Genomic DNA, 23,697 nt, shown 5'->3' on the forward strand with positions numbered 1-23,697 from the left:
CGGAGCGTTTCCATGCCCAAAGTGATTCTTTCCGCCCTGTTCTGCGTCACCACGATGTCCGCCTGCGCGGTGCAGGCCGGCCACGCGGGCGATTCGGTCGCGTCCGCGCAGGATGCCCTCCGGAAAATGGCGCCCGCGTCGACCGTCACCTGTGTCGACAATGGTCACGGCTCGCCCGATTGCAAGGCCGACGGCCATACCGCCCAGTTCCTCGGATGTGGCGATGGCGCCATGTACGGCGGCATTTCCGCGGACGGCGGCGTGGATATCGGCAACGCCATCGACGGCCACGGTAAAACCATCGCTCACCTCGCCGACGGTCAGTTCGTGTGCGTCGCCGCCATCGTGCAGCGCCCGGACGAATCGCGTTTCTACGTGGTCGCCATCCCGACCGCAAGCGTCAAGGGATGCAAAGGCAACGAGCTCTGCAAGGGGGCCGATCATCCGGTCCAGTGGAAAACGGCAACGACGGGAACCTCGTGCCATCGCGCCGGCGACGACTATGCCGGCGATTGTGCAGCGGGCTGGGTCGGCCAGGGAGATCTCGACCAGTACGCCAACGGTCTGTGACCTTATCGACATCACCAGGAGTTACATATGAATCGGGACATCTATAACGAAGCGCGGATCCACTTCTTCGAGTCGGGCCAGCAGTTCGAGTACGGCCGACCGGATATGACGCTCCACCCCAAGAGCGGCAACGCCACCGACAGCAGCCGTACGGAGCAGGACAACGATCACGACGGCAAACGAGGCGTCGATTGCTCGTCGTTCGTCTGGCGCGGCCTTCACGACGCGGGATATGACGTGGGCAGCACACCGTTCGGCACCCGCGATCTGTTCAAGGGCAACGAGACCACGGCTTACGCACGGCAGCATTTCGACGTCATCCCGGCGGCCGAAGCGCGCCAGCCGAATGGTCACCTGCAACCCGGCGACATCATCATGTTCAAGGACAAGCACGGAAGTGGCCAACACGTCGGCATCGTGCGCGACTACGACGAAAAGGGGCATATCCGCTTCATCGGCTCCCAGGTGTCGTCGGGGCCGGCCGACGTCACCATCGCGCCGGGCAAGTATTGGGACGGCAAGAACATGGAGATCGTGGGCGCGCTCCGCGCCAAGCCGGAATTCCAGGTTCGCGCACCGCTACACGGCGGGCACGACGCGAAAGAGCAGCCGACGCCTTCCGCGCCCCATGCGTCGACGCCATCCGCCCATCCGGTCAAAGCCGACGGCGGCGACGTGCTGCGTGAAGGCGCCCACGGTGCCGAGGTGAAGGCCCTGCAGGAGCGGCTGAACGCGCTGGGCGTCACCGACGCGCGCGGCAAGCGCCTCGATCCCGACAGCCGGTTCGGACCGCACACCCGCGAAGCCGTCGAAGCGTATCAACGCACGCATGGCCTGGACATCGACGGGCAGGTCGGCCCGAAGACGCTCGAATCGCTGCATGCGAAGGAAAAGGCGGCGGCGCGCCCCGACGCCACCGACCACGCCAGCCACCCGATGCTCAAAAGCGCGCATGACGCCACGCACCGCCTGGACGCCCAGCACGGCCGCACCCCCGACGAACAGAGCCAGCGGCTTGCCGGCGCCGCGACCGTCGCCGCGATGAAGGGCGGCCTGGATCGCATCGACCACATCGTGGTGAGTGAGGACGGCAAGAAAGGCTACGCCGTGCAGGGCGAGCTCGACTCGCCACTGAAGAGGGTCGCCGAGTTCGACGTCAACAAAGCGCTGTCGACGCCGATCGAGCAGAGCAGCCAGGAAGCGATGCAAGCGCAGGCCGCACGCGCCCACGCGCCAGCGCAGCCGCAGCCGTCTCAACCCCAGATGCATCCGGGGATGGCGTGACGAGCCGCTTGAACCATGACAACGCCATGATACGTCATGCCACGCGGGCCATTACCGTCCTTGCCCTTGGATGGGTCGCCGGCACGCACGCGGAAGCGGCCTCGATGTGCGCGTCCGGCGACACCCCCGTGCTGTCTTGCCGCCTTGCCCGTGGCGGCAAGACAGCGTCGATTTGCGTCCATATGGCGTCGGCGTCAGCGTCGACCTATTTCTACTACGCGTATGGCAAGCGCGGTACGCCGCCCGAAATGATCTACCCCAAGGCAGGCGCCAAGGACACCTTAAGCCGCACGCATCTCATGTTCGGTGGAAACACCGGCGGGTACGCGTTCGGTTTCAACAACGGTGGCTATCGCTACGCCATGTATTCGGTGACCGGGACTGAGGGTATGCAGAAAGGTGGCCTCGTCGTCACACGCGACGGCAGGGATAAGCCCGTCATGGACGACGACTGCACCGCCGGTTCCATCACCGAGACCGATGATACGGACCTAATCCGCGCATCCTCGACGTTGCCTGACGATCCCTCTGTACATAGGCATCTGCCGATCCACTAAGGCCTCTGACATGAATCCCGAAGAAAATGCCGATGACGTCGTGGCGTATGCAGCGGAGCAAGATGCCGTACCGAATCGCGAGTTCCTCGTCATCACCGCCGTCACGGTAGGCAGGAGGCAGCCCAATGACACGCCATGACCTTCGCAAGCCCTGGCATGCCGTCGCCATCGCCTTATCCGTGTGCGCCGCCCTACCCGCTTATGGTGAAGCCATGAAACAACCCGACGTGAAACTCAACCCGCAACCGCGGATGCGCTACGAGATCACCGCCACGATCCACGGCGCGCCCGGCGCGCTGGACGCCATCGAAGGCCATGTGGACTACGAGGTCAGCAACCCGGACTGCGTGCCGATGACCCCGGTCATGGGGGCGACCGTCGTACCCCAGAAGAGCGTGCCAGTGACCTTCCGCCGCACCGGCGACAATGTCTACACCGGCGAAATCTTCCTGGATCGACTTCAGGACGAGGACTACTTCAACCAGGGCGTCTGCCACTGGTCGGTCGTCGGCGTCGCGGCGGCGTTCCGGCATGGCCAGGTAAGCTTCAGCCCCTCGATCTACAAGAAAGACATCCTCGGCAAGCACGACGTCGTGAAGTATTTCTCGCATGCATCGTACGAGCATGCCGAGCGCCAGCGCATCGACATCGGGGCCAACGATCCCCAGGCCTTCCAATCCAACGCTACCTTCAGCATCACGATGCACGCGGCGGAGCGGCTGCCATGAGCCCGCGGTCGACCGATTACGCCCTGCTCTCGCAGGACGTCTATCACGACACCGCTATCGACAAGATGGTCACCCTCGACGGCATCTCGTACCGGGTGATGGACGCCGCGGACGACCCGATCACGGGCTTCCAGGCGCAGGCCTACGTACGCGAAGACGTCCAGCCGCAGCAGGTGATCGTCGCCTTCCGGGGAACGGAATTCGATCGTCAACCGGTACGCGACGGCGGGGTGGACGCGGGCATGGTGCTGACCGGCATTAACCTGCAAAGTGCCGACGCCCTGGCGTTCACCCGGCGGGTGATGGAAAAAGCCAGGCAGGATGCCGCCGACGAAGGGCGCGCGCCGCCGGACATCACCGTCACCGGCCACTCCCTGGGCGGTACCCTGGCCGAGATCAGCGCCGCGACCTATGGCCTGAAAGGCGAGACGTTCAATGCCTACGGCGCGGCCGGGCTCCGCCAGGGCATTCCCGAGGGCGGCAACCAGGTCATCGATCACGTGCGGGCGGGCGATCTCGTCAGCGCCGCCAGCGCCCACTTCGGCGAGGTACGCGTCTACGCGGCACAGCAGGACATCGATACCCTGACCAAAGCGGGCTACCGCGACGACAGCACCATCCTTTCGCCTCGCAATCCCATCAAGGCCACCGACTTCAGCGCCCACGCCATCGACAACTTCGTGCCTCACAGCAAGCTACTGGGCGAGTCGATCATCAGTGAGGAGAGCCAGGCCCGATACCGTGCCCATGAAGGCATGGTGGACCGGTATCGTAACGACGTCATGGACATCCGCAAGGGCCTGTCCGCGTCGTGGGAAATCCCCAAGGCCATCGGCGATCTCAAGGACACGATCGAACGGAAAGGCCTCGAAGCCGTCGCCGACGGATTAGGTACGGTTCGCCAGGGCGTGGGGCATATCGTCGACGAGGCCAGGGAGGGCTTGGCGCATATCAAGGAGGGCGTCCAGCACGTCAGGCAGGAGATCGGCGAAGGCCTCCACGCGTTCGAGGAAAAGGCGGGCGCAGCGTGGCACACGCTGACCCATCCGAAGGAATGGTTCGAACATGACAAACCCAAGGTGGGCATGGACGACCCCAGCCACCCGGACAACGCCTTGTTCAGGCAAGCGCAAAGCGCCGTGCGCGACATCGATTCGGCCCGGGGCCGCCAGCCGGACGCGGCCAGTGACAACCTGTCGGGCGTGCTTGCGGTAACGGCCCGCAAGGAAGGCATGGAGCGCATCGACCGCGTCATGATGAATGGCGATGCGTCACGGACGTATGCTATCCAGGGTGCGGTCGATTCGCCGCTGAAGCGCGTCGTGGAAGTGGACACTCGCCAGGCGGTTGCAACGCCGCTGGCCCAAAGCAGCGAGAACTGGCACGACGTGGCGAAGCAGCACGAACAGACCCTGGCGATGCAGGCCACGCGTCAGGATCCCGCTCGGAGCGCCCCGGCGCCAGGCATGTAACGAACCATCTGAAAGGCGATAGTGCACATGAGCAAACACAGGGGATACTGGGCGGCCGGCCTTTTCGCGGCCGCCCTCCTGGCCGGCGAGTACCTTTCCGGCTATTTCATTCTTCTCGGCATCGGACGCACCGACGTGCCGTTGCAGTGGAACACGTACATCCAATACGTGCACGCGCTGGGAGGCCCCGAAGTCCAGTCGTTCGCCTGGAAGATCAAGCTGGCCGGCGTCGTCGGCTTTCTCGTCCCGCTAATCCTATGGGCAGTCGTCGCCTATCTGCTCTTCCGGAAGAAAAAGCAATCGATGCACGGCGATGCGCGCTTCGCCTCGGCGGGCGATCTGCGCGGAAAGAAAATGCTGTCTTCCGCACCGAACGGCATCCTCGTGGGCAAGTTCCACGGCGACCTGGTCCGCCTGCCCGGCCAGCAGTTCGTGATCCTCGCCGCCCCGACGCGCTCGGGCAAGGGCGTGGGTGTGGTGATCCCGAACCTGCTCGACTACCAGGAATCGGTCGTCGTGCTCGACATCAAGCAGGAGAACTTCGAACTCACGAGCGGTTGGCGCGCCAGCCAGGGCCAGGAGATATTCCTGTTCAACCCGTTCGCCGAAGATCGCCGCACGCACCGCTGGAACCCCCTCAGTTACGTCTCGAAAGACCCGGCATTCCGCGTGTCCGATCTCATGAGCATCGCCTCGATGCTCTATCCGGACGGGTCGGACGACCAGAAATTCTGGGTAAGCCAGGCGCGGAATGCCTTCATGGCGTTCGCCCTCTACCTGTGCGAGAAGCGCGACCACGACGATCGACAGGGGCTTCCCGACATCCTCAAGGTCAAGCCGACGCTGGGCATGATCTACCGGTTGTCGTCAGGTGACGGTACCGACCTGCGCGAACTCTACACCCGACTGTCGAACGAACCCTTCCTGAGTGCCAACGCGAAGTCGGCGTTCGCCAACCTGCTCTCGCAGGCGGCGGAGACGTTCGCGTCCATCCTCGGCACCTTCAAGGAGCCGCTCAATGCCTGGATCAACCCGGTGCTTGATGCGGCCACCAGCGACGACGATTTCCTGCTCACCGACGTGCGCAAGAAACGCATGACGATCTACATCGGCATCCTGCCCAACAAGCTCGCCGAGAGCCGGCTCATCGTCAACCTCTTCTTCAGCCAGCTCATCAACCTCAATACCAAGGAGCTGCCCCAGAACAACCCGGCACTGAAACACCAGTGCCTGCTCCTCATGGACGAATTCACCTCGATCGGCAAGGTCGAGATCATTGCCTCGGCGGTGTCGTACATGGCCGGCTACAACATCCGCCTGTTGCCGATCATCCAGAGCATGGCTCAGCTCGACGCCGTCTACGGCAAGGATGTCTCGCGCACCGTCATCACCAACCATGCGCTCCAGATCGTGTACGCCCCGCGCGAACAGCAGGATGCGAACGATTACTCGGAAATGCTCGGATACACCACGGTGCGTCGCGAGAACATCACCAAGAGCAAGAAAGGCGACATCACGCGAAGCCACACCGAGGAAAAGCGCGCGCTCATGCTGCCGCAGGAACTCAAAGCCATGGGCACGGAGAAGGAAGTCTTCCTCTATGAGGGCATCCCGCACCCGGTGATGTGCGAGAAGATCCGTTACTACGAAGACAAGTACTTCACCTCGCGCCTGATGCCCAAGGTCGACGTTCCCACGCTTTCGGTGTGATCCATCCTCCTTAAGGCGGGTGGCGGCTAACGCGCCGGCGCCAACCGGTAGCCCACCCCTCGCACGCTGGCGAGCATGCCCTGCACGCCGGCGTCTTCGAGCTTCTTGCGTAACTTGCTCAGGTGGCTGTCCACGGTGCGCTCCAGCGCGTCGCCCTCGGGCAGGCACGCCACGCGCAGCTCGGAGCGGGAGAACACCCGCCGTGGCGAACGGGCCATGCGCGCGAGCAGGCGGAATTCGGTCGCCGTGGTGACGACCGCCTGCCGATATCCCATCGCGTGTACGTAGATCGCGTGCTGGTCTTCGTCGATTTCGACCTCGCCCACGCGAACGACCACGCGCTGCCCCGCGCCGGGAAACGCACGGCGCAGGACGGCGCCGACGCGGGCGACCACTTCGGATGGGTTGAAGGGCTTGGTGACATAGTCGTCGGCACCGATGCGCAAGGCCGAGATCTTGTCCGTGTCTTCGTCACGCGCCGTCACCATGATGACCGGCGTGTCGCCACGCCGGCGGACCTCGGCGAGCACGCCCCACCCGTCGGTACGCGGCATCGATACGTCGAGCAGGAGCAGGTCGGGTTTCAGCTGGGCATGGAGCCGCAGGGCTTCGTCGCCATCGCGCGCCACCGCCACGCGGAAGCCACCCCGCTCCAGGTACGACTTCAGGATATCCGCGATATCCGGGTCGTCCTCGGCGATGACCACGACGTGTTCCGTTCGAACCACCCCTTGCATGCACCGGTCTCCGCGATCGCTCTGCCTGTTTTAGCACACGCACCATGCCACGCGACGCGGCATCACGCTTCCATCGAGCCTCCACACAAGCCATCCGGCAGACCGAGGTGGATGCGATAGCATCGCTGGACGATGATGCCGCCCGTCGTCGTGGCGCCATCTGCCGTGCCCTTTCGAGGAACGACTAACCTATGCCGTTTCAGGAATCCCCATGTTTTACCGTCTGAAGATCGGTCGTGGATTGATCATGTGGGCGAGCGCACTCGTCGCCGGCGCCGTCGTCCTCGATTTCGCCTCGTCGTATGCGTTGTATGCGCTCGTCCCGGATCCGACCTCGATCTGCGAGAACGATTCGTGGATTCCCACGGTGCCCGAACTGCTGTGGCTCGTGTTGACGGCCGTCGTCGCGATCGCTATCGCGGGGCCCTTCGCCCTGCGCCTCTCGCGCCGCTTCGTTCAGCCGATCGACTCCCTGGCCAGCGCGATCCGCCGTGCCGCCCAGGGTGACCTTTCCGCCCGCGCCGCCATGACCGGCCGCCCATTCGGCGAAATTTCCGGCCTCCTCGCCGACTACAACGCCCTGGCCGACCGGCTGGAACGGTCGGACAAAGACATGGCCGTATGGAACGCCGTCATCGCCCACGAGTTGCGCACGCCGGTCACGATCCTGCGAGGCCGGCTGCAGGGGCTTTCGGACGGCGTGTTCGAACCCCACCCGGAACTGCTGCGCAACCTCGTACGACATGTGGAGGGCCTCTCGCGCCTCGTGGAGGACCTGCGCGTCGTCAGCCTCGCGGAGGGCGGCCATCTGCGCCTGGATCACGCCGAGGTCGATCTGCGCCACGCGTTGCAGGACGTCGTGCAATTCATCGCACCCACGATGCCGGCGCACCCCATCGCCGTACACCTCCCGGCTTCGCCCGTGATGGTCCGCTGCGACGCCCTGCGCGTGCGCCAGGCCCTGATCGCCCTGCTCGACAATGCCCGGCGCCACGCCAACCCCGGCACCATCAACGTCTCGCTCGCGACCCGCAACGCGTCGGTCGACCTCGTGGTGGAGGATGCCGGTCCCGGCGTACCCGCCGAACTGCTTGCACGACTGTTCGACACGTTCAGTCGCGCCGGGTCCCCCCGTGCCGGCGCCGACGGCGGCAGCGGCCTCGGCCTTGCCGTGGTCCGCAGCATCGCCATGGCGCACCACGGTCGTGTCACTTACCACCAAGGGGAAGGCGGTGCGGCGCGGTTCGTCGTGACCCTGCCAGTCGATTCGACCCTCGCCGGCTGAACCCGCCCGGATCGATACCCCGGCCTGACGGCCCGGCATGCGTCTCCATACCTTCTCCATGATGGCTCCACCGACCCTCAACGCGTAGCGGCGAACCTCCGCGCATCGTTTCGATGCGCTGGTGGAGATACCCGCCCATGGGCCATGTGGCAGCCCCTATGTTTCCCGTCGATGGCGCACCCATCCGACGTAGTGTGGCGAAACCCAGGCAAGCCGCCCGTCGCGGACGGGCCGGCATGTTTCTTTACCTCATCGGGATGCTGTGGACGCTTGCGGTCGCGCTGGTGGCCGTCAGCACCGCCCGCGCGAGCGACGTCGTGCGCGTAGCCGTCTACCGCGGACCCGCCGCCTGCGAGGATTGCTCGCAAACCGCCAAGCAAGCTATCGAGCGATTGGGTGGGCACTATCAGGTCGATTTCGTCGGCGCCCACGAGCGCCGGGACATCACGGCGAACACGCTGGCCCGTTACGATGTTTATGTGCAGCCCGGCGGTGGCCAGGACATCCCCGGCGCACTGCGCGCCCTCGGCGAACGACGGGTGACGGCGATCCGCGAATTCGTCCGGCATGGGGGGCGATACCTCGGCCTGTGCATGGGCGCCTACCTCGCCGACGCGTCGAACATTGGCCTCATCGACGACGATCTCGACTCCGAAGTAGGTCGCCCAGGCTTCGAAGCCGACACGATCGACGACCAGGCGGTGGACACCTGGTGGCACGGTCGACGCAACAGCGTCTTCTATCAGGATGGGCCTTACTTTCCCGCCGCAAGCGCGTCGCCCGGGTATCAGCCCATCGCGACCTACGCCAACGGCGACGTCGCCGCCGCGCGCTATCGCTTCGGGCATGGGCGCGTGCTGCTGACCGGCCCGCATCCGGAAGCCGACGAAACCTGGTTCGACGCCGCCGGCATTCCGCTTGAGCGCATGCCGAGGGATGACCTCGTGAAGCAGGTCATGGACTCCCTCGGCGACTGAATCACGCCCTTTCCCGCGCGCCTTCCCGCATCCATCCGCACGGCGCACGCAATGTCGCACCCTGGAGTTTCTACCGTGCTTTCGGCCCATCTTTCCCACCTGCATGCGAGCCTCCACCATCGAAACGACTGGCATTCGCGCCCACGCACGCGCGCGCTGCGCTACGTGATCAGGTCGCTGTATGCGCCCCGACTGCACGATCGATGGATGGCCATGCTGTTCAGCGACGCTCTTTCGCCGTTGCTGGCGCGCGACACGCATCTCTTCGAGCGCTGGCAGCATCGCTGGGTGTCGCGTGGCTTTTCCCGCCGGCAGAAGCTCCGGCTGTTGCTGGATCACTATGCCTACCTGCCGACGCTGCTCGGTCCCGAAGCGCTCGCGGGCCTGGGACGCGGTGAACGCATCGATGTGGCGCGAACGTCACTCAAAGACGGGCGTGAACTGCGGGTGTTTCTCGCCGCGCCAATCCTTCGTTGTCTTGAGGGTGAACTGGTGATCGGGCTGAGCCTCGACCACGAACCCGTCGTCAGCATGACGCTCACCCTTTGCCCCGACGCGGGCTACGTGCTCGTGGGTTGCGTGCAGGGCGCACGGTCGGAAACGACACTGACCGATATCCGCGCGATCACGCGCGCATGCCATGGCCTGCGGCCGAAAGACCTGCTGCTGTCGATGGTCCGGGTGATCGCGCGCAAGGTGGGCGTGCCTACGGTGAGAGGACCGGGCAACCGGGCGCACGTCTTCGGGAATACCACCCGGGTGAAGGCCTGCTACGACACCTTCTGGCTCGAAGCGGGCGCCATGCGCGGCGACGATGGGCTGTTCGGCACACCCTCGGACGAACCGGTACGCAGCATCGCCCGCGTCGACAGCAAGCACCGTTCCGCCTTCCGGGCCCGGGAGAACCTGCGTCACGACCTCAGCGTGCAGGTGGCTTACGCGCTGGCGGTGCACGCGTCGTCCGCCGCCTACCATCGCAAGCGACCCTAGACGCCGGTTCGGGCCCTACCGGACGCAACATCTTACGGCCGTCGACCGCGCCGCCTTGGCACGGTGCATGCTTAATCCCACGCAGGATATCCACCTGCGACGGAGAGATGCGGAATGCGTGCCTGGCCCCTCTTACGACCTGATGCCCCGGGCTTCATGGCCCGTGCGGTGCGCCGTCCTTCCGTTCGTGTCGACACCCTGCGAGCGTCGCGACGCCCGCCATGCGCTTGCGGCGCAACGCCGTCCCATTGCGTAATACGACACCTTTTGACCCAACGTGACCACTGCGTGAACGATGCGCGTCCGCGTGCCGCCCGATCTTTCGACACGGCTCGCCGCGATGCCCGGCTGCGGGGTCCTGGCTAGCGCCCTCCCCGCCGGCGTTCCGACACCGCTCCCTCGTTTTCCATCCTGGATCCAGAAAGCGCACCTTCCCGTGGCCTCGCAGACTCTTCGGCAGATCCCCACAGACCGGCTTCGCATCGGCATGTTCGTGCACAGCCTCGGCATGACCTGGACGTCGCATCCGTTCTGGCGACGGAAATTCCTGGTGGAATCACCATCCGATCTGGAGAAAATCGCCGGGCTCGGTATCCCGACGGTCTGCATCGACACGGCGCTGGGCCTGGACCTGCCCGAAGACCCCGCCCCAGTCGCGGAGCCCGTCCGCGCCGCCGCACCCGTCGATCCGAGGCAGCTGCGCGACGCGGCGGGGCGCGTCGTCGCCCAACTCTTCGATGACGCCCAGCAGGGGCGCGTGCTCGATCTGGACGGATCGCGCTGGGCCGTGGACGGCATCGTCCACTCGGTCGACACTGAACCCGACGCGCTGCTGGCGGAGCTGCGCTGCAAGGCCACGGTGGACTACACCCACCTGCATTCCGTCGCGGTCAGCGCCTTGATGGTGCGCTTCGCACGACACCTCGGGCTGGATGATAAAGACGTCCGTCATGCCGCGCTGGCCGGCCTGCTTCACGACGTGGGCAAGGCCCGCGTGTCCCCCGCGCTGCTCAACCATCCGGGCCGCCTGGAGCCGCGCGACATGAACGTCGTGCGTGAGCACGCCAGCCACGGGCATCGCCTGCTCGTGCGCTGCCACGGACTGGACCCGGTGGTAATGGACGCGTGCCTGCACCATCACGAGCGCTTCGACGGCGACGGCTATCCGCACGGCCTTGCCGGCGAGCAGATCCAGTTGCTCGCGAGGATGGTCAGCCTCTGTGACGTCTTCGACGCCCTCACCTCCAACCGCGCGTACAAACGCGCTTGGGATCCCGCCGTCGCGCTCCAGACGATGGCGACCTGGGACGGCCAGTTCGATCCCCGGCTGTTCCGTGCCTTCGTCCGCGTCGTGGGTGTCTACCCGCCCGGTTCGCTCGTGCGCCTTTCCCATGGTTACCTGGGCGTGGTGTTCGGTCGAAACGGGCCGTCGATCACCCGGCCGTGCGTGCGCGTGTTCTATTCGTGGGAAAACGCCAGCCGCGTGACGCCGTTCGACATCGACCTGAGTGCGGCGGACGACACCGTGCAGATCGTTGCCAAGGAAGACGGCCAGGAGTGGCCGTTCGACGAGCTGGCCGAGCTTGCGCGTGTCAGGGCGTGCGGGGCCTGATGCGGCCACGAGGCGCAACGCAGCCGTCAGGCGGTGACGATCGACAGTCCTGCGGCACGGAAAGGCACCAGCCGGTCGTCATCCCGCCCCGCCTCGGCGACCAGCGTTGCGATACCGGCCAACGGCAGGATGCCATAGGCCGATGCCGCGCCCAGCTTCTCGCGCGTCGCCAGGACGATCGTCTCGGCCGCCTGACGTGCGATGAGCCGCTTGAGCGCCGCCTCCTCGTGGTCACCCGTGGTCGCGCCGGTGTCGGGATGCAACCCCGTGACGCCCATGAAATACGCATCGACCCGGATGCGGGCGATGGCCTCGGCACTCGCCGACCCCATGGCGACGACGGAATGCTTGAACAGCCGGCCGCCGACGATCTCGACGTCCACCGTTGGATGGTGCGCCAGCTCTACGGCGATGCTCGGGCTATGGGTGACCACCGTCGCCTTCAGGTCGCGGGGTAGCTGACGGGCCAAGTGCACGTGGGTCGTGCCGCCATCGAGAAAAACGATCTGCCCCGGACGGATCAACCCGGCGCCGAGGCGCCCGAGGTTCGCCTTGGCGGCTGACCCGGTTCGCTCGCGCTGGGCGAAGTCCGCGATGGCGGGCGACGCCGGCAGTGCGCCGCCGTGCACCCGTTGCAGGACACCGTCGCTGGCGAGTTCGCGCAGATCACGACGAATGGTGTCTTCGGAAACGCCCCACGCCTGGCTGAGCGCCTTCGCAACCACCCGGCCGTCTCGCTGGAGAATCTGCTGGATCAACGCCTTGCGTTCGCTCGTAAGCATCGGCCGCTCCTGATTGCACGAATTTACTTGACCTTGCACGATATTGCACGAAAGATGTCCGCCCATCCAGAGGGCGTCAGCGCTCTCAACTGCGAGGAACGCCGCATGAGCATCGCAAGTCGTATCCGGATCGAGGACGTCAGGGTGCTGGCCGACGACTGGTGTGTCCTGAAAAAGACCGTCTTCTCGTTCCAGCGCAGTGATGGCACGTGGCAGCGCCTGTCGCGGGAAACCTACGATCGGGGCAACGGGGCCGCAATCCTGCTCTACGATCCCGGCCGGCGCACCGTGATCCTCACCCGGCAGTTTCGCTACCCGGCATTCGTCAACGGGCACGACGACCTGCTCATCGAAGTACCGGCGGGCCTGCTGGACGACGCCGAACCGGAAGCCCGCATCCGCGCCGAAACCCTCGAAGAAACCGGCTTTTGCCTGCGCAACGTGCGTCCCGTGTTCGACGCCTTCATGAGCCCGGGCTCGGTGACTGAACGCCTCCACTTCTTCGTCAGCGAATATGCGCCCGGCGACCGTGCCACGCGGGGCGGCGGTAACGAAGACGAGGGCGAGGACATCGCGGTGATGGAGGTGAATATCGACGAGGCGCTCGCCATGATCGGCGCGGGTGCGATTCGCGACGGCAAGACGATCATGCTCTTGCAATACGCGGCGCTGCACCTGTTTTCCCGGCACGACGCGTAACACGGGCTTGATCGCCCACCCTCTATGATTGTCGGGTTGTAGCGCCCCGCAAGGAGGAAACGACCGCATGTTCGATCGCCTGAAATCGATACTGACAAAGCCGGAACCCGCCATCACGGCAGACGACGGCCCACGCCTGAACGCATACGCCACGATCGATCCGATGCCCGCGAGGACGTTCCCGCATATCACTCTGGGCGAGGGCGACCGGAGCGATCCGGAACTGTCCGCGCACCTCGACGGGTTCATCGGCTACGTGCTGAGCCGCGGCGATGGGCAGATGACGCACACGCGCTACCACCTCATGCGTCACCTCCAGCGCGTGCGGCACCAGGTGAGCCTGCGCGTCCCGCATGCCGCGCTGCCTGCCTTCGCGCAGTGGGCGCAGTCGGCCAATGCGGTGGTCTTCCATGAGGACGGTGGTGTCCGCGACCCCTGGGGCCGGGTGCTTATCGACGGCGCGGGCGACACGGACCCGGCGTCCGTCGTGCCCCATCCCGAGGACGCGCAGCAGCGCAAGCACCGCTCGGAAATCCTCCTCGCCAGCCGCGGCATCACCGTCGCCGCCAGCCTGCCCCCGCTCCTGGGACAGGACGAAGTGCGATGGCAGGAGGCCGGGACGGTCACGGGACGCCTCATGGCCCTGCTCGTCGTCAGCACCTTTGCCGAAGGCCTTCGCGAGAACGATCCGGTACCGGTGGAGGTGATGCAGGAGCGCCTGCCCGAGGCCTTCGCGCACCTGTCGCCAAAGGAAACCGCATTTCTCTCGGCGGGCGGGGAGAACGACGATCTCCTCAACGCGATGGGCTGGCGCTACGAGAGCCTGGCACTGCTCGCCTGGGCAGTGGGTTTTGTGCCGTCGCTGCCCTTCCCCGGCACGATCTGCGATGTGCCGGGTGTCTGTGCGGCGGTACTCGACGCCGCCGCATCCGGCGAACTGGCGAGCGCGACGCGACGACCGACCGGTGAACTGCTCGACGCGCTCGACCTGCATTATCGGATTCACTGGGCGGTGCGCGACGCGAGCCTGGGTAGGCGTGACTATCCCGCCCACGTCATTCCCGGCGTCGTGCTCGAACGGCATTACGCGCTGAACTGGCTGTCTCGCTTCGAGGACGCGGCATGGGACGACGTGGATACGCCCACCTGATTCGCGGACGACACGAGGGCCAGGCCGGATCCCTGGTTGCGTCTTCACGACGTGCCGGTTTTCCGTGGCAGGCGTGGCATAACCCCGGACGTCGCGTGACGCGATAATGGCTTGAGGGAACCCTCCCAACGAATCCTTGCCGGCGGCACCATGAAGATATCGTTTTCCTGCACGATGTGCGGTCGCTGCTGCCACGGATTGCGGCTGCCGCTTAGCGTCGACGAGGCGTCGCAGTGGTTGGCGCGCGGGGGAAGCGTCGAACTATTCTGCGAAGCCATCCCCTGGCCGGATGAGCCGGCGCCCGACAACGGACCGGCGGCGCACAAGCGACGGCGCTCGTTCCCGGCCGTGAGCGGCCAACTGCCCATCCGGGTTATCGTCTCGCTGATGGCGTCGTTTCCCGACGCCTGCCCGAACCTCCTGCCCGACATGCGTTGCGGCATCTACGACGAGCGTCCCCGGGCGTGTCGTGTCTATCCCGCCGAGGTCAATCCCCATGTGCCTTTCGATCCGGCCACCAAGCTCTGTCCGCCCGACGCGTGGGCGAGCGTGGCCACGTTACGCGATGACACCGGGGCATGGACCGATCCCGAGGTCGCACGGTCGATCACGGCGATGCGCGACGCCGACGCACGGGATGCGCGCGTCAAGTCGCGGCTCTGCGCATCGCTGGGGATCGATGTCGCGGGCTTGAGCAACGAAGCGACGGTCGTGCATCGTCCCCTGTCCGAACGGCTGGCGGATGCCCTGCGACGGGCACAGCGCGACGATACCGACACAGACGGCCATCGCGACTGGCGGCTCGCGTCGCATCGCCGGCACACGATGCAGCTCCTGGCGCAGGCCTCGTGCCATGCGGTCGATGCGACGGCGCTCCCGGATGCCCTCGCTTTCCTGGGGTTTGTACCGGGCGATGAGGCGGCGACGGGCGCTTGAAAGACCTGCGTTGAGAAACCTGCGGCGCGCCTTCCGGATCGCAGGGAATCTCACCGACGATCGTCCAGCCCTGCCGCGGGTACGACCTTGGGAAACGTGATATACGAGCGAACACGCCCCGGGGGAACGCGATGCCGAAGATATCGAAACGCCTCTGGGCCTGGCTTCTTGCCGCCCCGGGCATCTCAGCGGCCGTCACGGCCATCGCCCAGACCCCTGCCCCAGTGGAAGCGCGTGTTCTCTTTCCTCCATCGCCGTTCATGGGCAGCGACGGTCTCGCTCATCTGGCGTACGAGATCCAGGTGACCAACGTGTACGACGACTCCGGAACGCTGAAGGTTTCCGACGTAGAGGTCATGGATGAAAGACACCGTCGGCTTCTTCACCTGGACGCGAACGACGTGGCCCACGCCTTTCGCCCTGCGGCGAAGGAGAACGGTCCCGCCACCCTAGGACCGGGTAAAACCGGAACCGTTTTCGTCTGGGTCACCCTGTCGCCCAACGCTCTACCGGCGTCGCTCACGCATCGCATCGTTCTTGCCGACGAGAAAAACGTATCGAGCGCCGTGGATGGCGTACCGCTGACCGTCTCACCGCCGTCGTCGCTTCGCCTGGGTCCACCCTTGCGCGGTGGGCGTTGGCTCGCGCATGAAGGCCCCGGCAACGCGCAATCGCACCACTGGGGTAGCCTGGTGGCGGTCAACGGATCGCTGACCATTCCCCAGCGCTATGCCATCGACTTCGTACGCATCGATACCGACGGGCGAGCGTTCACACCGAAAAACACATCGCATGGGAAACGGCTTTCCGACTGGTTCGGCTTCGGCACACCGGTGCTGGCCGTCGGCAAGGGGCGAGTCGTCGCGGCGCGCGACGGCCAGGCGGACCACGAGCCATTGACCGCGCCAGCAGCGTCTGACGCGTTATCGCTCAACGGCTTGTTTGGCAACTACGTGGTCATCGACCTGGGCGGGGGTGCATTCGCCGCCTACGCGCACCTACGGAAGGGATCGGTGCGCGTGACATCGGGACAGCAGGTATCCCTCGGCGAGGTGATCGGTGAACTGGGCGAGTCAGGCAGTTCGGCGGCGCCGCACTTGCATTTCCAGGTCAGCAACGCGGCAACCTTCGAGGAGTCCCAAGGGATGCCCTACGTCTTCGACCGGCTCAGCGCGTGCGGAACGGAACACGAGGCCCAACTGTTCGGCTTGGGCGATCCCTGGACCCCGTCGCCGTGCCATGCAGCCAACGGCACCCTGCCACTGAACGACACTCTCGTTGAATGGCCTGTATCTGCCTTGTAGAACGTAGACAAAAGGGTTGTCAAAAACATTCGCGACGTCTTCCTGACGTCCGAGTCATCCACAGGATCAGCGCGATTCATTCAACCATGTTTCGATGGTCATCACCCAGATTACATGGCGCCTCGCAACCATCGCTCGCGCCAGCAGTTCATCGCCTGTCACGAGGATCTCCTTCCCCTTTTTGTGAACGAGGCCCTGCTGGCACAGAGCATCCAGCGTGCCGCGCTCGTTAAGCCCAATAGTGTGCGCGTTGTCCGCGCTGTTGAAGCCAACGGGCAACTGAGGCAATGCGTTACCTATCTACCCGACCTTCAATCCTCCCGTCGTGGTTGAGTCAGCGGTTACCTCAACAGCATTCTCAAGCACATACCCCGCCGCTGGTGCCGCCGCCATGGCAGCGACACCAACCGCCGCGCCCTGGCGCGTCTTTACCGATGCACTTGGTTGCTGTGGGTCGGATGATCGGGGTTACCGGAGAAATACACATATTGCGCGCACATCAATCCCGGACGTAGGCAGTAGTCCTTGATACGGCAGCTAGAGACAGGTCAGGTTTCTTGTGACCGCCTCACCATTCCGGCAACATGGCTCGACCACGTCGATCGCGCCGTTCGGCCACGACTGATACTCCCCCAGGAATGAAACCATGGATGCTATCTCGACACGCTTGATCATCGGCTTAGGCTTAGCTCTGGGCACGGTCGCTGCAACCGTCTCGGCAAGCCCAGTCGATACGAAGGAGGCACCACCGCTGCGGCCCGGTTACGACCGCTGCCTGGCCCAAGCCCAAGGCGTGACGCTATCGCTCAACAACTGCATCGGCACAGAGTTCGACTTTCAGGACCGTCGGCTGAACACCGCCTATAAGTCACTGCGCGAATCGTTGTCAGACGCGGGGCGGCGGGCGCTGCGAGATCAGGAGCGCGCGTGGATAGCCGACCGCGATAAAGCGTGCGCACCGCCGGCCGATGGCGGCACCGCGGCCATGCTTGGCGCTAACGAGTGTCGACTCAACCGCACCGCCCTGCGCGCCGCTGAACTGGAAGCACAACGCATCCATCCCTGAAAGCCGTTACCCGTTTTACACTGACCGAATAAAGGAGTTAAAGCGATGACGGATGATCTTGAACGCGCGCAGCATGTCGCGAGTCAGTGGCACTTGGGCCAAACGTCGGCCCACTATGAATCCGGCGGCGATGTCGGCACCATCTCAACGGGCAAACATGACAAGGGCGGCGTCTCTTATGGCGCCTACCAACTGTCGTCAGCATCCGGCACGCTCCGCGAGTATCTCGACCAGTCGCCCTATGGCGCCCAATTCCAGGGACTCACACCCGTCACGCCCGCCTTCAATGCTAAGTGGCAAACGCTGGCCCGCACGGACCCAGGCTTTGGCGAAGACCAACAGCGATTTGTCGGGCAATCGCACTACTCCCAGCAAGTGGCCGCCCTCGAAGCTCGAGGCATAGATTTGTCGGACCGGGGCATGGCCGTGCAAGACGCGCTGTGGAGCACGTCGGTGCAATGCCGAGGACTGACGCCGCGCATTTTTGATAAGGGGTTGCAGGAGAAATTCGGGCAGCACTATGACTTGGCAACCTTGAGTGACAAGGACATCGTCGGCGCCGTGCAAGACTACAAAACGGCACACGTCGAAACGCTCTTCGCCGGCTCGCCTCATCTTCACGATTCCCTAAAGGCGCGTTTTGCTCACGAGAGAGTTGCTTTGGAGGCGCTGGCCGGTGCCGATGCCACCCTGGCAGCCAACGGCGTGACCGTGCGAACTGTTCCATCCGTTCACGGTTCGGTGTCGTCGAATAGACTTTTGTGATCGCTTGGCCTCGGCTCAACCGCTCTCTCGATGGGCGGCGGCGAACTCTCGTTGAGCCAATCGAGACCACCCTGTTCGCCCGATGTGCGCAGCTGCACAATGCGATAGAAGCGATCGCGCCGCGCCTGCATTGTCTCTTCGATAGCGTCGTGCCGCCCAAAGGCGCGATGCGTGGCCTGGAAGGCCACCTCGCACCATGCATCGGTCGGCACCATCATCCCGCCGTCGAAGCCACGGGTCGTGACCATGCCTGCCGCATGAAGATCTCGCAGGCGCCCCAAGGCATCGCCAATGCGACGATGATGAAAGCTCGGGTCCAGCTGCATGACCAACGCCCGCAAGCGCGGGCGATGGCGTCGCGTGGCAAGCCGAGGGTCGGCATGGATCAACCAAAGCACGCACCATTCAATCAGTCGAAGGGGGGCATCCGCCTTCGGGGCCGAGTGATCGGGACTGAGCGCTCGCTGCCAACAGGCTTGCGGCTGGATGCGGTAGCTCATGGAGACCACGTTTCGAATGAGCCCTGAGCGCTGACGCGCGCGCCGATTCGACTGGTGCCGATGCGCCCTTCCACTGCAACACTAAGTTGTACTCTCTTCATTAGCGTTCCTAGTACCAAGGGTTAGCTAACCCTTGAACCAAACGCTGTTTAACTGATTGATCCAGCTTAACGTGGATCTCGGTGCCCCTCGTGAGTACCGGCACCAAACCGACGCGTCTTCACGGACTTCGCAGTCGGTGAGTAACGCTCCAATAGGCATAGCAGAACGCGGAATCTCGTCAAGTCCGCCTTACCCAATCAAAGTTCGCGATCGCATACCCGGTCAGGCACACTCAAAGCGGGCCGGCACGATGGCGACGGCGTTGCAACTCAATGAGCCTTGGGTCATCGGCGACATCGGCGTGGCTGCTCAAGTGCTGTAAATACACGTCGGCACCGTACGGCCATCGAGCCGCATCTTCAGCGAGCACGGCCCAAAGCAGAGTCAGTAACGCAAGGGCGTGACCGCGAACGAAGCCGGGAATGCCTGCTTCGTCGAGGATACCCATCATTGCGCCCGTGTCGACTTCTGTGAGGCGAGGCGCGATGGCCGTCACGACGGCGTCGAACCATCGCTCTGGCACGTCAAATGCGAGATTCAACAAGGCACTCGAAGACGCGCCCGTTCGCACCGATCGCTGTAGTGGCCAGACGCGGTCCAGGAACGGAAGAACGTGATCATCCCACGCATATCCGTCTGCTTCTTCTTCGTTTTTTGCCCAGTATCCCAGCTGCCAGAGTGTGCCGCGACGCAGTTCGTCATCGCCGAGGATCAATGCCTCTCGCAGCTCTACATCCGTCACTTGCTGAGTCACTGACAGGTGCCGATCGATGCCCCGCCATCCTATGAGCAGCATGCCAGCCATGGTCCGTTGAAACGTGCGACCGACCTTTTCGTCGACGGCACGCCGGAGCAAAGAAGACTTGAGTTGCATGAAGAAAGTCGCCGAAGGCACCTGACCTTCGGTTAGGATGCCGGACCAGAGGGCATCGCCACCCGCGCCTTCATCGGCTGCCCACGGCACCAACCGAGCCTCCGTCCAGGCGGGCGCCAGCCATGAGAGCCATGCAAAGCGAAGCGCCACGAGCGACAAAGCTTGGAAGCCTCTCGGCTCAGGCAGCTGAAGCAACACGTCGATGCGCCTGAGCCAGTCCTCATCCACATCCGCCTCAAGCCGCCAGCCCTTGATGCGAGGATCTCGAAACATCAACTCAACCAACTTACCGACTGGGCGATTGATGGCGTCATTCACCCATCCAATGCGACCGGAACGCGCTTCTGGCGCTTCGGCGTCGAGCACAGCAAGGATATGCGCCCACAGTGCTTCGAGCGCGGCCGGCTCGCGCGAGGTCAGGTGCTCGCTTTGACTGGCCATCCAGTCGACCAGCGGATGGGCAATCGCTAGTGTCGTCGCGACTGGCAGTCGCGAAAGCCGACGCGTGACTTGCGCCCGCAAGCGGTCGGATGGGGTGCTTTGAATTTGGCGTTGCAAGAAGGTCGACCAAGCAGCCGCTGTCTCGATCCCTTGCCGGGTGGCTAAGACCAGCGAGCGAAGGGCACGAGCAGGATAGTGCTGTGCCAGTCCCGCGAACGGGTTTCTTACCGTACCTTGGCCAAAATCATATCCTGAGAGGTGATGGGCGGCAGCCACAACATCGCCGAGCGGAACCACCGCAAGAGGGCTGTCGTCCGGGTCGTCGCGCAAACCTCGGACGCGAGTCACCCTCGGTTGAGCCGTTTGCTGCGCAGCAGCCTCTTCCCAGCTCGGTGACTGGGTTTTCAGTCGGGCCATGACTTCGGACTCATCAAAAGAAACCGCCACCCCTTGCTCTTTCAACCATTGCAAACGATTGAGGCGGTAATGTGCAATGATCTCGTCGCGATCGTCGCGCCCAGCAAACCAAGGCAATGGCTCTTCGAGCAGGCGTCGCTCAAAACTCATACGCTGATCTAATGCCCAATCATCCCAACGATCGCGCATGGTCAGCATCAAGTCTCGCTCGTGATCGGATGACCAAAATACCTCCGCGTTGACACCCAAGAGCGTCTCGGCGGCCTCGTCTGCGCCCATCATGTCCACGAAGCCGGCGGCCCAAATCCGCAGATGCGTGAATGCTGCATCGTCATAACCTTTCCACGCCTCGACCTCTCGCTTGGCAGCGGATGCGTCCGCGACAGCCAACGACTCGACGAGCCCCGCGAAGGTACCCATTAGGCCAGTCAACCGAAATTCGCTTCGACCCTCGCCCTCCAACGGACGGATGGCATCAAAATAAAGTGCACCCGATCCCCTCATCTCCTCTTCGAGTTGCACCGCGAGTTCGAGGTGCCCGCGAAACAAGCGGCAGACAAGGCACAGCAGGTCTGCCGGAAACTCAAATGGTGCGTAAGGCCTCGGATACTCGACTTCGGCACGCATCAGCGAAGTCAGCGAGACCTCCGGGTGCAGTTCGGACCACGGCATGGCCGAGCCTTGCCTTACGACAATGTGCGGCCTGTAGAGCGCTGCGGCAGCACGAACACTTCGGCTCGACCAACCAACGCGTGCGACTTCAGCCCCAATCGCGTGACGCAGCGGTCCGTTGTCGATGTCTTCCGAGGCCATCAGAAGCGTCCACGCCTCGCGAACATCCTCGGAAAACTCTGCAGGCTGATGGCGAAGCCGCCACGTGATCAGGCGGCGCAGATGCGGATGCAGCGCTTGCCGCCCTGCCATCCAAGCCACCGAGGCGGGCTGGTCGGCCACGCGGGAAATCCAGCGCGCGAGATGGCTGAGTCGCGGTGGCAGCACGCCCGCCACAGCCGCGCCTGGACCGGTAAGGGTCGCAAAGGCATCGGACAACGCGCTGGCACGATCTTCAGTTGCAATCTCGAATGCGTCCCATGCCTCTACAGGAGTCGTGCGCCGGGCGGCAGGGTTTTCGACCTCGACACGTTCGGGCGGCGGATCATCGTCCAAACCTAGGACCTCGAATGGGTCGAGCGAGTCGGACCCCGCCCCCCATCGTGAAGGGGGCTTGTAGCGGAGCGCCCGATCGAATACGAAGAGCCACTCCGCAGGCGCGGTGACTTCTGCGGTAGCCAACACGCGTGCACCCTCGGTGGACCGCGCCAAATGGCTGACCAGGCTGCGCTCATGCGGTGCAAGCGATGCTGGGCCCTTCGCGGCCAGTGCAATGATGGAACGATGCCAGGCATCGAGATCGCACGCGCGCTTGGCCCACGCGTCCAGACTATCCCAGAGGGCTGAGTACGTATCAAAGGGGATGGGCGTCACTCCTCGATGCGACCACTGGGCAACAGCCTCTTGGGCGGTACCCAGGTGGAACGCGTACAGCCTGGGCGTCCCAGCTGCTCCCCGGTTCATCGCTTCCAACAGGTACTGCACCGGCGGGTCGTCAGCCGAATAGCCCACGAAGACGATGATGAATCGCTCGAGTAATGCTTGAATGTATCGGGTGGCCCAGCCATCCGAGAGATACGCGTGACCGAACTCCCCGCTAGACAGCACAAATTCGTCGTGCTCGGCGCCGTTGAACGTTGCGTTCACGGCGCCGTGTAGGTGAACGACGCCATGAAAATCCTGCGGCCGCCGCGGATCGGGCAGCCGCGGCGGCGCCGACGATTGAATCCCTACCTCTGCTTGCTCGAACAGCAGGTCAAAATTGGTGGTGACCAGCCGGGGTTGCCCCCCACGTACCTGAGACAATTTTAACAAGGTACGGTGCGGAGCCAAGTCGCAGTTCGCGGGCGTGGACAATCGCACGGCGACGACCCGGCGCACGTCCGCGATCTCGAACTCTTGTTGCAACAGCGTAAAGACGCGATCAATCGCCACGCTGCCCACCGGCTTGGTGCCGTCCTCAGCTGGGATCGCCGCACGGAGCAGGCGGCGAGCATCGCCCTGCTGTGTTGCCCCCAGGGCATCGGCGACCTGCATGGCGAGGGTCACAAAATCCGGAAGGCCTGCCTTCGCCCGAGACACACCTGCGCCGCAAAAAAACAGTACCTCGCCGGCATCTCGCGCACTCAACAACGCGTCCGGTATCCATGGCCCACCAGGAAGGAATCGCATCTCATCTCCAAGGTCCGCTAGCGCTGCACGAATCGCGCGGAGCGCGATGCCGAAGTCAACGTGACGCAGATATTACATGTAACGGAATCGCCCCCACGGCCTACGGCGGACGCAGACTCGGCAGCAACGTGCACCTCATGGTCGCCTCAGCGCCATGGCCCGCCACAACGCTATCTCGTCTCGTCCTCAAGTCCGACCAAGAACACCCTCCGAATCGCAAGCCCAAGCCGCCGCCGGCGCCTGGCACCAATTGGATACCGTTCTGAAGCGGTAAGCCGGTACAAGACGGTCGACGGATACGAGCGGGAGAAAGCCTGACCGCTAATCTCCTTAGCGCCCTAAAGGCGCCCGAGCACTTGACGGCGTCGAAAGTTGCGATAGGGTGCGCCCCGCCCAACACCACCTAAAGCGCCCCACGCCGCTGAAGCCTACAACCAGCCGAACGCGACGCTCTCA

22 protein-coding genes are annotated in these 23,697 nt (G+C 64.3%); 17 read left to right on the top strand and 5 right to left on the bottom strand.

Annotated features, from left to right (window positions below):
* Positions 1-12 precede the first annotated feature (12 nt).
* The 7 genes from PI246_RS06855 (at position 13) to PI246_RS06885 (ending at position 6,321) form a co-directional block, all read left to right on the top strand.
* Positions 13-570 (top strand): hypothetical protein, encoded by a 558-nt coding sequence (locus PI246_RS06855; protein WP_320550546.1) that lies wholly within the window; start codon positions 13-15, stop codon positions 568-570.
* Positions 571-597: 27 nt separating this feature from the next.
* Positions 598-1,854, top strand: coding sequence for an XVIPCD domain-containing protein (locus PI246_RS06860; RefSeq protein ID WP_320550547.1), 1,257 nt, complete (start codon positions 598-600; stop codon positions 1,852-1,854).
* Between the two features lie 8 nt (positions 1,855-1,862).
* Positions 1,863-2,411 (top strand): hypothetical protein, encoded by a 549-nt coding sequence (locus tag PI246_RS06865; protein ID WP_320550548.1) that lies wholly within the window; start codon positions 1,863-1,865, stop codon positions 2,409-2,411.
* Between the two features lie 10 nt (positions 2,412-2,421).
* The gene (locus PI246_RS06870) at positions 2,422-2,550 is read left to right on the top strand and encodes a hypothetical protein (RefSeq protein ID WP_320550549.1); all 129 of its coding nucleotides are present in this window, start codon (positions 2,422-2,424) and stop codon (positions 2,548-2,550) included.
* A 73-nt stretch (positions 2,551-2,623) separates the two neighbouring features.
* On the top strand, positions 2,624-3,139 hold the full coding sequence (locus tag PI246_RS06875; protein ID WP_320550550.1) for a hypothetical protein: 516 nt from the start codon (positions 2,624-2,626) through the stop codon (positions 3,137-3,139).
* Positions 3,136-4,611 (top strand): XVIPCD domain-containing protein, encoded by a 1,476-nt coding sequence (locus PI246_RS06880; protein ID WP_320550551.1) that lies wholly within the window; start codon positions 3,136-3,138, stop codon positions 4,609-4,611. Before PI246_RS06875 ends, PI246_RS06880 begins: the two co-directional genes overlap by 4 nt.
* Before the next feature lie 27 nt (positions 4,612-4,638).
* Positions 4,639-6,321, top strand: coding sequence for a type IV secretory system conjugative DNA transfer family protein (locus PI246_RS06885; RefSeq protein ID WP_320550552.1), 1,683 nt, complete (start codon positions 4,639-4,641; stop codon positions 6,319-6,321).
* Between the two features lie 26 nt (positions 6,322-6,347).
* Here PI246_RS06885 and PI246_RS06890 read toward each other — a convergent pair whose 3' ends face one another.
* Entirely contained in the window at positions 6,348-7,058 is a 711-nt protein-coding gene (locus PI246_RS06890) for a response regulator (RefSeq protein ID WP_320550553.1), read from the bottom strand.
* 211 nt (positions 7,059-7,269) lie between these two features.
* On the opposite strand from PI246_RS06890, the gene PI246_RS06895 reads away from it, so the two are divergent.
* The 4 genes from PI246_RS06895 to PI246_RS06910 all read left to right on the top strand — a co-directional run bounded on the left by PI246_RS06895 (position 7,270) and on the right by PI246_RS06910 (position 11,922).
* The gene (locus PI246_RS06895; protein ID WP_320550554.1) at positions 7,270-8,343 is read left to right on the top strand and encodes an ATP-binding protein; all 1,074 of its coding nucleotides are present in this window, start codon (positions 7,270-7,272) and stop codon (positions 8,341-8,343) included.
* Between the two features lie 236 nt (positions 8,344-8,579).
* Positions 8,580-9,320 carry a BPL-N domain-containing protein gene (locus PI246_RS06900; RefSeq protein ID WP_320550555.1) on the top strand — a complete coding sequence of 247 codons (741 nt, stop codon included), beginning with the start codon at positions 8,580-8,582 and terminating at the stop codon, positions 9,318-9,320.
* A 51-nt stretch (positions 9,321-9,371) separates the two neighbouring features.
* A complete protein-coding gene (locus tag PI246_RS06905; protein ID WP_320550556.1) occupies positions 9,372-10,310 on the top strand; it encodes a DUF535 family protein in 939 nt (312 codons plus the stop codon).
* A 340-nt stretch (positions 10,311-10,650) separates the two neighbouring features.
* Complete coding sequence (locus tag PI246_RS06910; protein ID WP_320551203.1) at positions 10,651-11,922, top strand: HD-GYP domain-containing protein; 1,272 nt, start codon at positions 10,651-10,653, stop codon at positions 11,920-11,922.
* 26 nt (positions 11,923-11,948) lie between these two features.
* On the opposite strand, the gene PI246_RS06915 is transcribed toward PI246_RS06910, so the two are convergent.
* Positions 11,949-12,704, bottom strand: a complete 756-nt coding sequence (locus PI246_RS06915; RefSeq protein WP_320550557.1) for a DeoR/GlpR family DNA-binding transcription regulator — start codon at positions 12,702-12,704, stop codon at positions 11,949-11,951.
* Positions 12,705-12,809: 105 nt separating this feature from the next.
* Here PI246_RS06915 and PI246_RS06920 point away from each other — a divergent pair, with 105 nt between their 5' ends.
* The 4 genes from PI246_RS06920 to PI246_RS06935 all read left to right on the top strand — a co-directional run bounded on the left by PI246_RS06920 (position 12,810) and on the right by PI246_RS06935 (position 16,793).
* Positions 12,810-13,403, top strand: a complete 594-nt coding sequence (locus PI246_RS06920) for an NUDIX domain-containing protein (protein ID WP_320550558.1) — start codon at positions 12,810-12,812, stop codon at positions 13,401-13,403.
* A gap of 67 nt (positions 13,404-13,470) precedes the next feature.
* The gene (locus tag PI246_RS06925; RefSeq protein ID WP_320550559.1) at positions 13,471-14,553 is read left to right on the top strand and encodes a DUF4272 domain-containing protein; all 1,083 of its coding nucleotides are present in this window, start codon (positions 13,471-13,473) and stop codon (positions 14,551-14,553) included.
* Positions 14,554-14,703: 150 nt separating this feature from the next.
* Positions 14,704-15,489 (top strand): YkgJ family cysteine cluster protein, encoded by a 786-nt coding sequence (locus PI246_RS06930; protein WP_320550560.1) that lies wholly within the window; start codon positions 14,704-14,706, stop codon positions 15,487-15,489.
* A 311-nt stretch (positions 15,490-15,800) separates the two neighbouring features.
* Positions 15,801-16,793, top strand: coding sequence for a M23 family metallopeptidase (locus tag PI246_RS06935; protein WP_320550561.1), 993 nt, complete (start codon positions 15,801-15,803; stop codon positions 16,791-16,793).
* Between the two features lie 66 nt (positions 16,794-16,859).
* Here the strand turns inward: PI246_RS06935 and PI246_RS06940 are convergent, their stop codons facing one another.
* The gene (locus tag PI246_RS06940) at positions 16,860-17,081 is read right to left on the bottom strand and encodes a hypothetical protein (RefSeq protein WP_320550562.1); all 222 of its coding nucleotides are present in this window, start codon (positions 17,079-17,081) and stop codon (positions 16,860-16,862) included.
* 358 nt (positions 17,082-17,439) lie between these two features.
* Here PI246_RS06940 and PI246_RS06945 point away from each other — a divergent pair, with 358 nt between their 5' ends.
* Both PI246_RS06945 and PI246_RS06950 read left to right on the top strand, forming a co-directional pair.
* On the top strand, positions 17,440-17,859 hold the full coding sequence (locus PI246_RS06945) for a lysozyme inhibitor LprI family protein (RefSeq protein WP_320550563.1): 420 nt from the start codon (positions 17,440-17,442) through the stop codon (positions 17,857-17,859).
* 45 nt (positions 17,860-17,904) lie between these two features.
* Positions 17,905-18,624 (top strand): VgrG-related protein, encoded by a 720-nt coding sequence (locus PI246_RS06950; protein ID WP_320550564.1) that lies wholly within the window; start codon positions 17,905-17,907, stop codon positions 18,622-18,624.
* On the opposite strand, the gene PI246_RS06955 is transcribed toward PI246_RS06950, so the two are convergent.
* A complete protein-coding gene (locus PI246_RS06955) occupies positions 18,591-19,124 on the bottom strand; it encodes a hypothetical protein (RefSeq protein WP_320550565.1) in 534 nt (177 codons plus the stop codon). The two genes, PI246_RS06950 and PI246_RS06955, sit on opposite strands and share 34 nt — an antisense overlap.
* Before the next feature lie 334 nt (positions 19,125-19,458).
* On the bottom strand, positions 19,459-23,241 hold the full coding sequence (locus PI246_RS06960; protein WP_320550566.1) for an SIR2 family protein: 3,783 nt from the start codon (positions 23,239-23,241) through the stop codon (positions 19,459-19,461).
* Between the last annotated feature and the right edge of the window lie 456 nt (positions 23,242-23,697).

Origin of the sequence: Luteibacter sahnii, from assembly GCF_034063545.1 — a bacterium.
Lineage (GTDB): Bacteria > Pseudomonadota > Gammaproteobacteria > Xanthomonadales > Rhodanobacteraceae > Luteibacter > Luteibacter sahnii.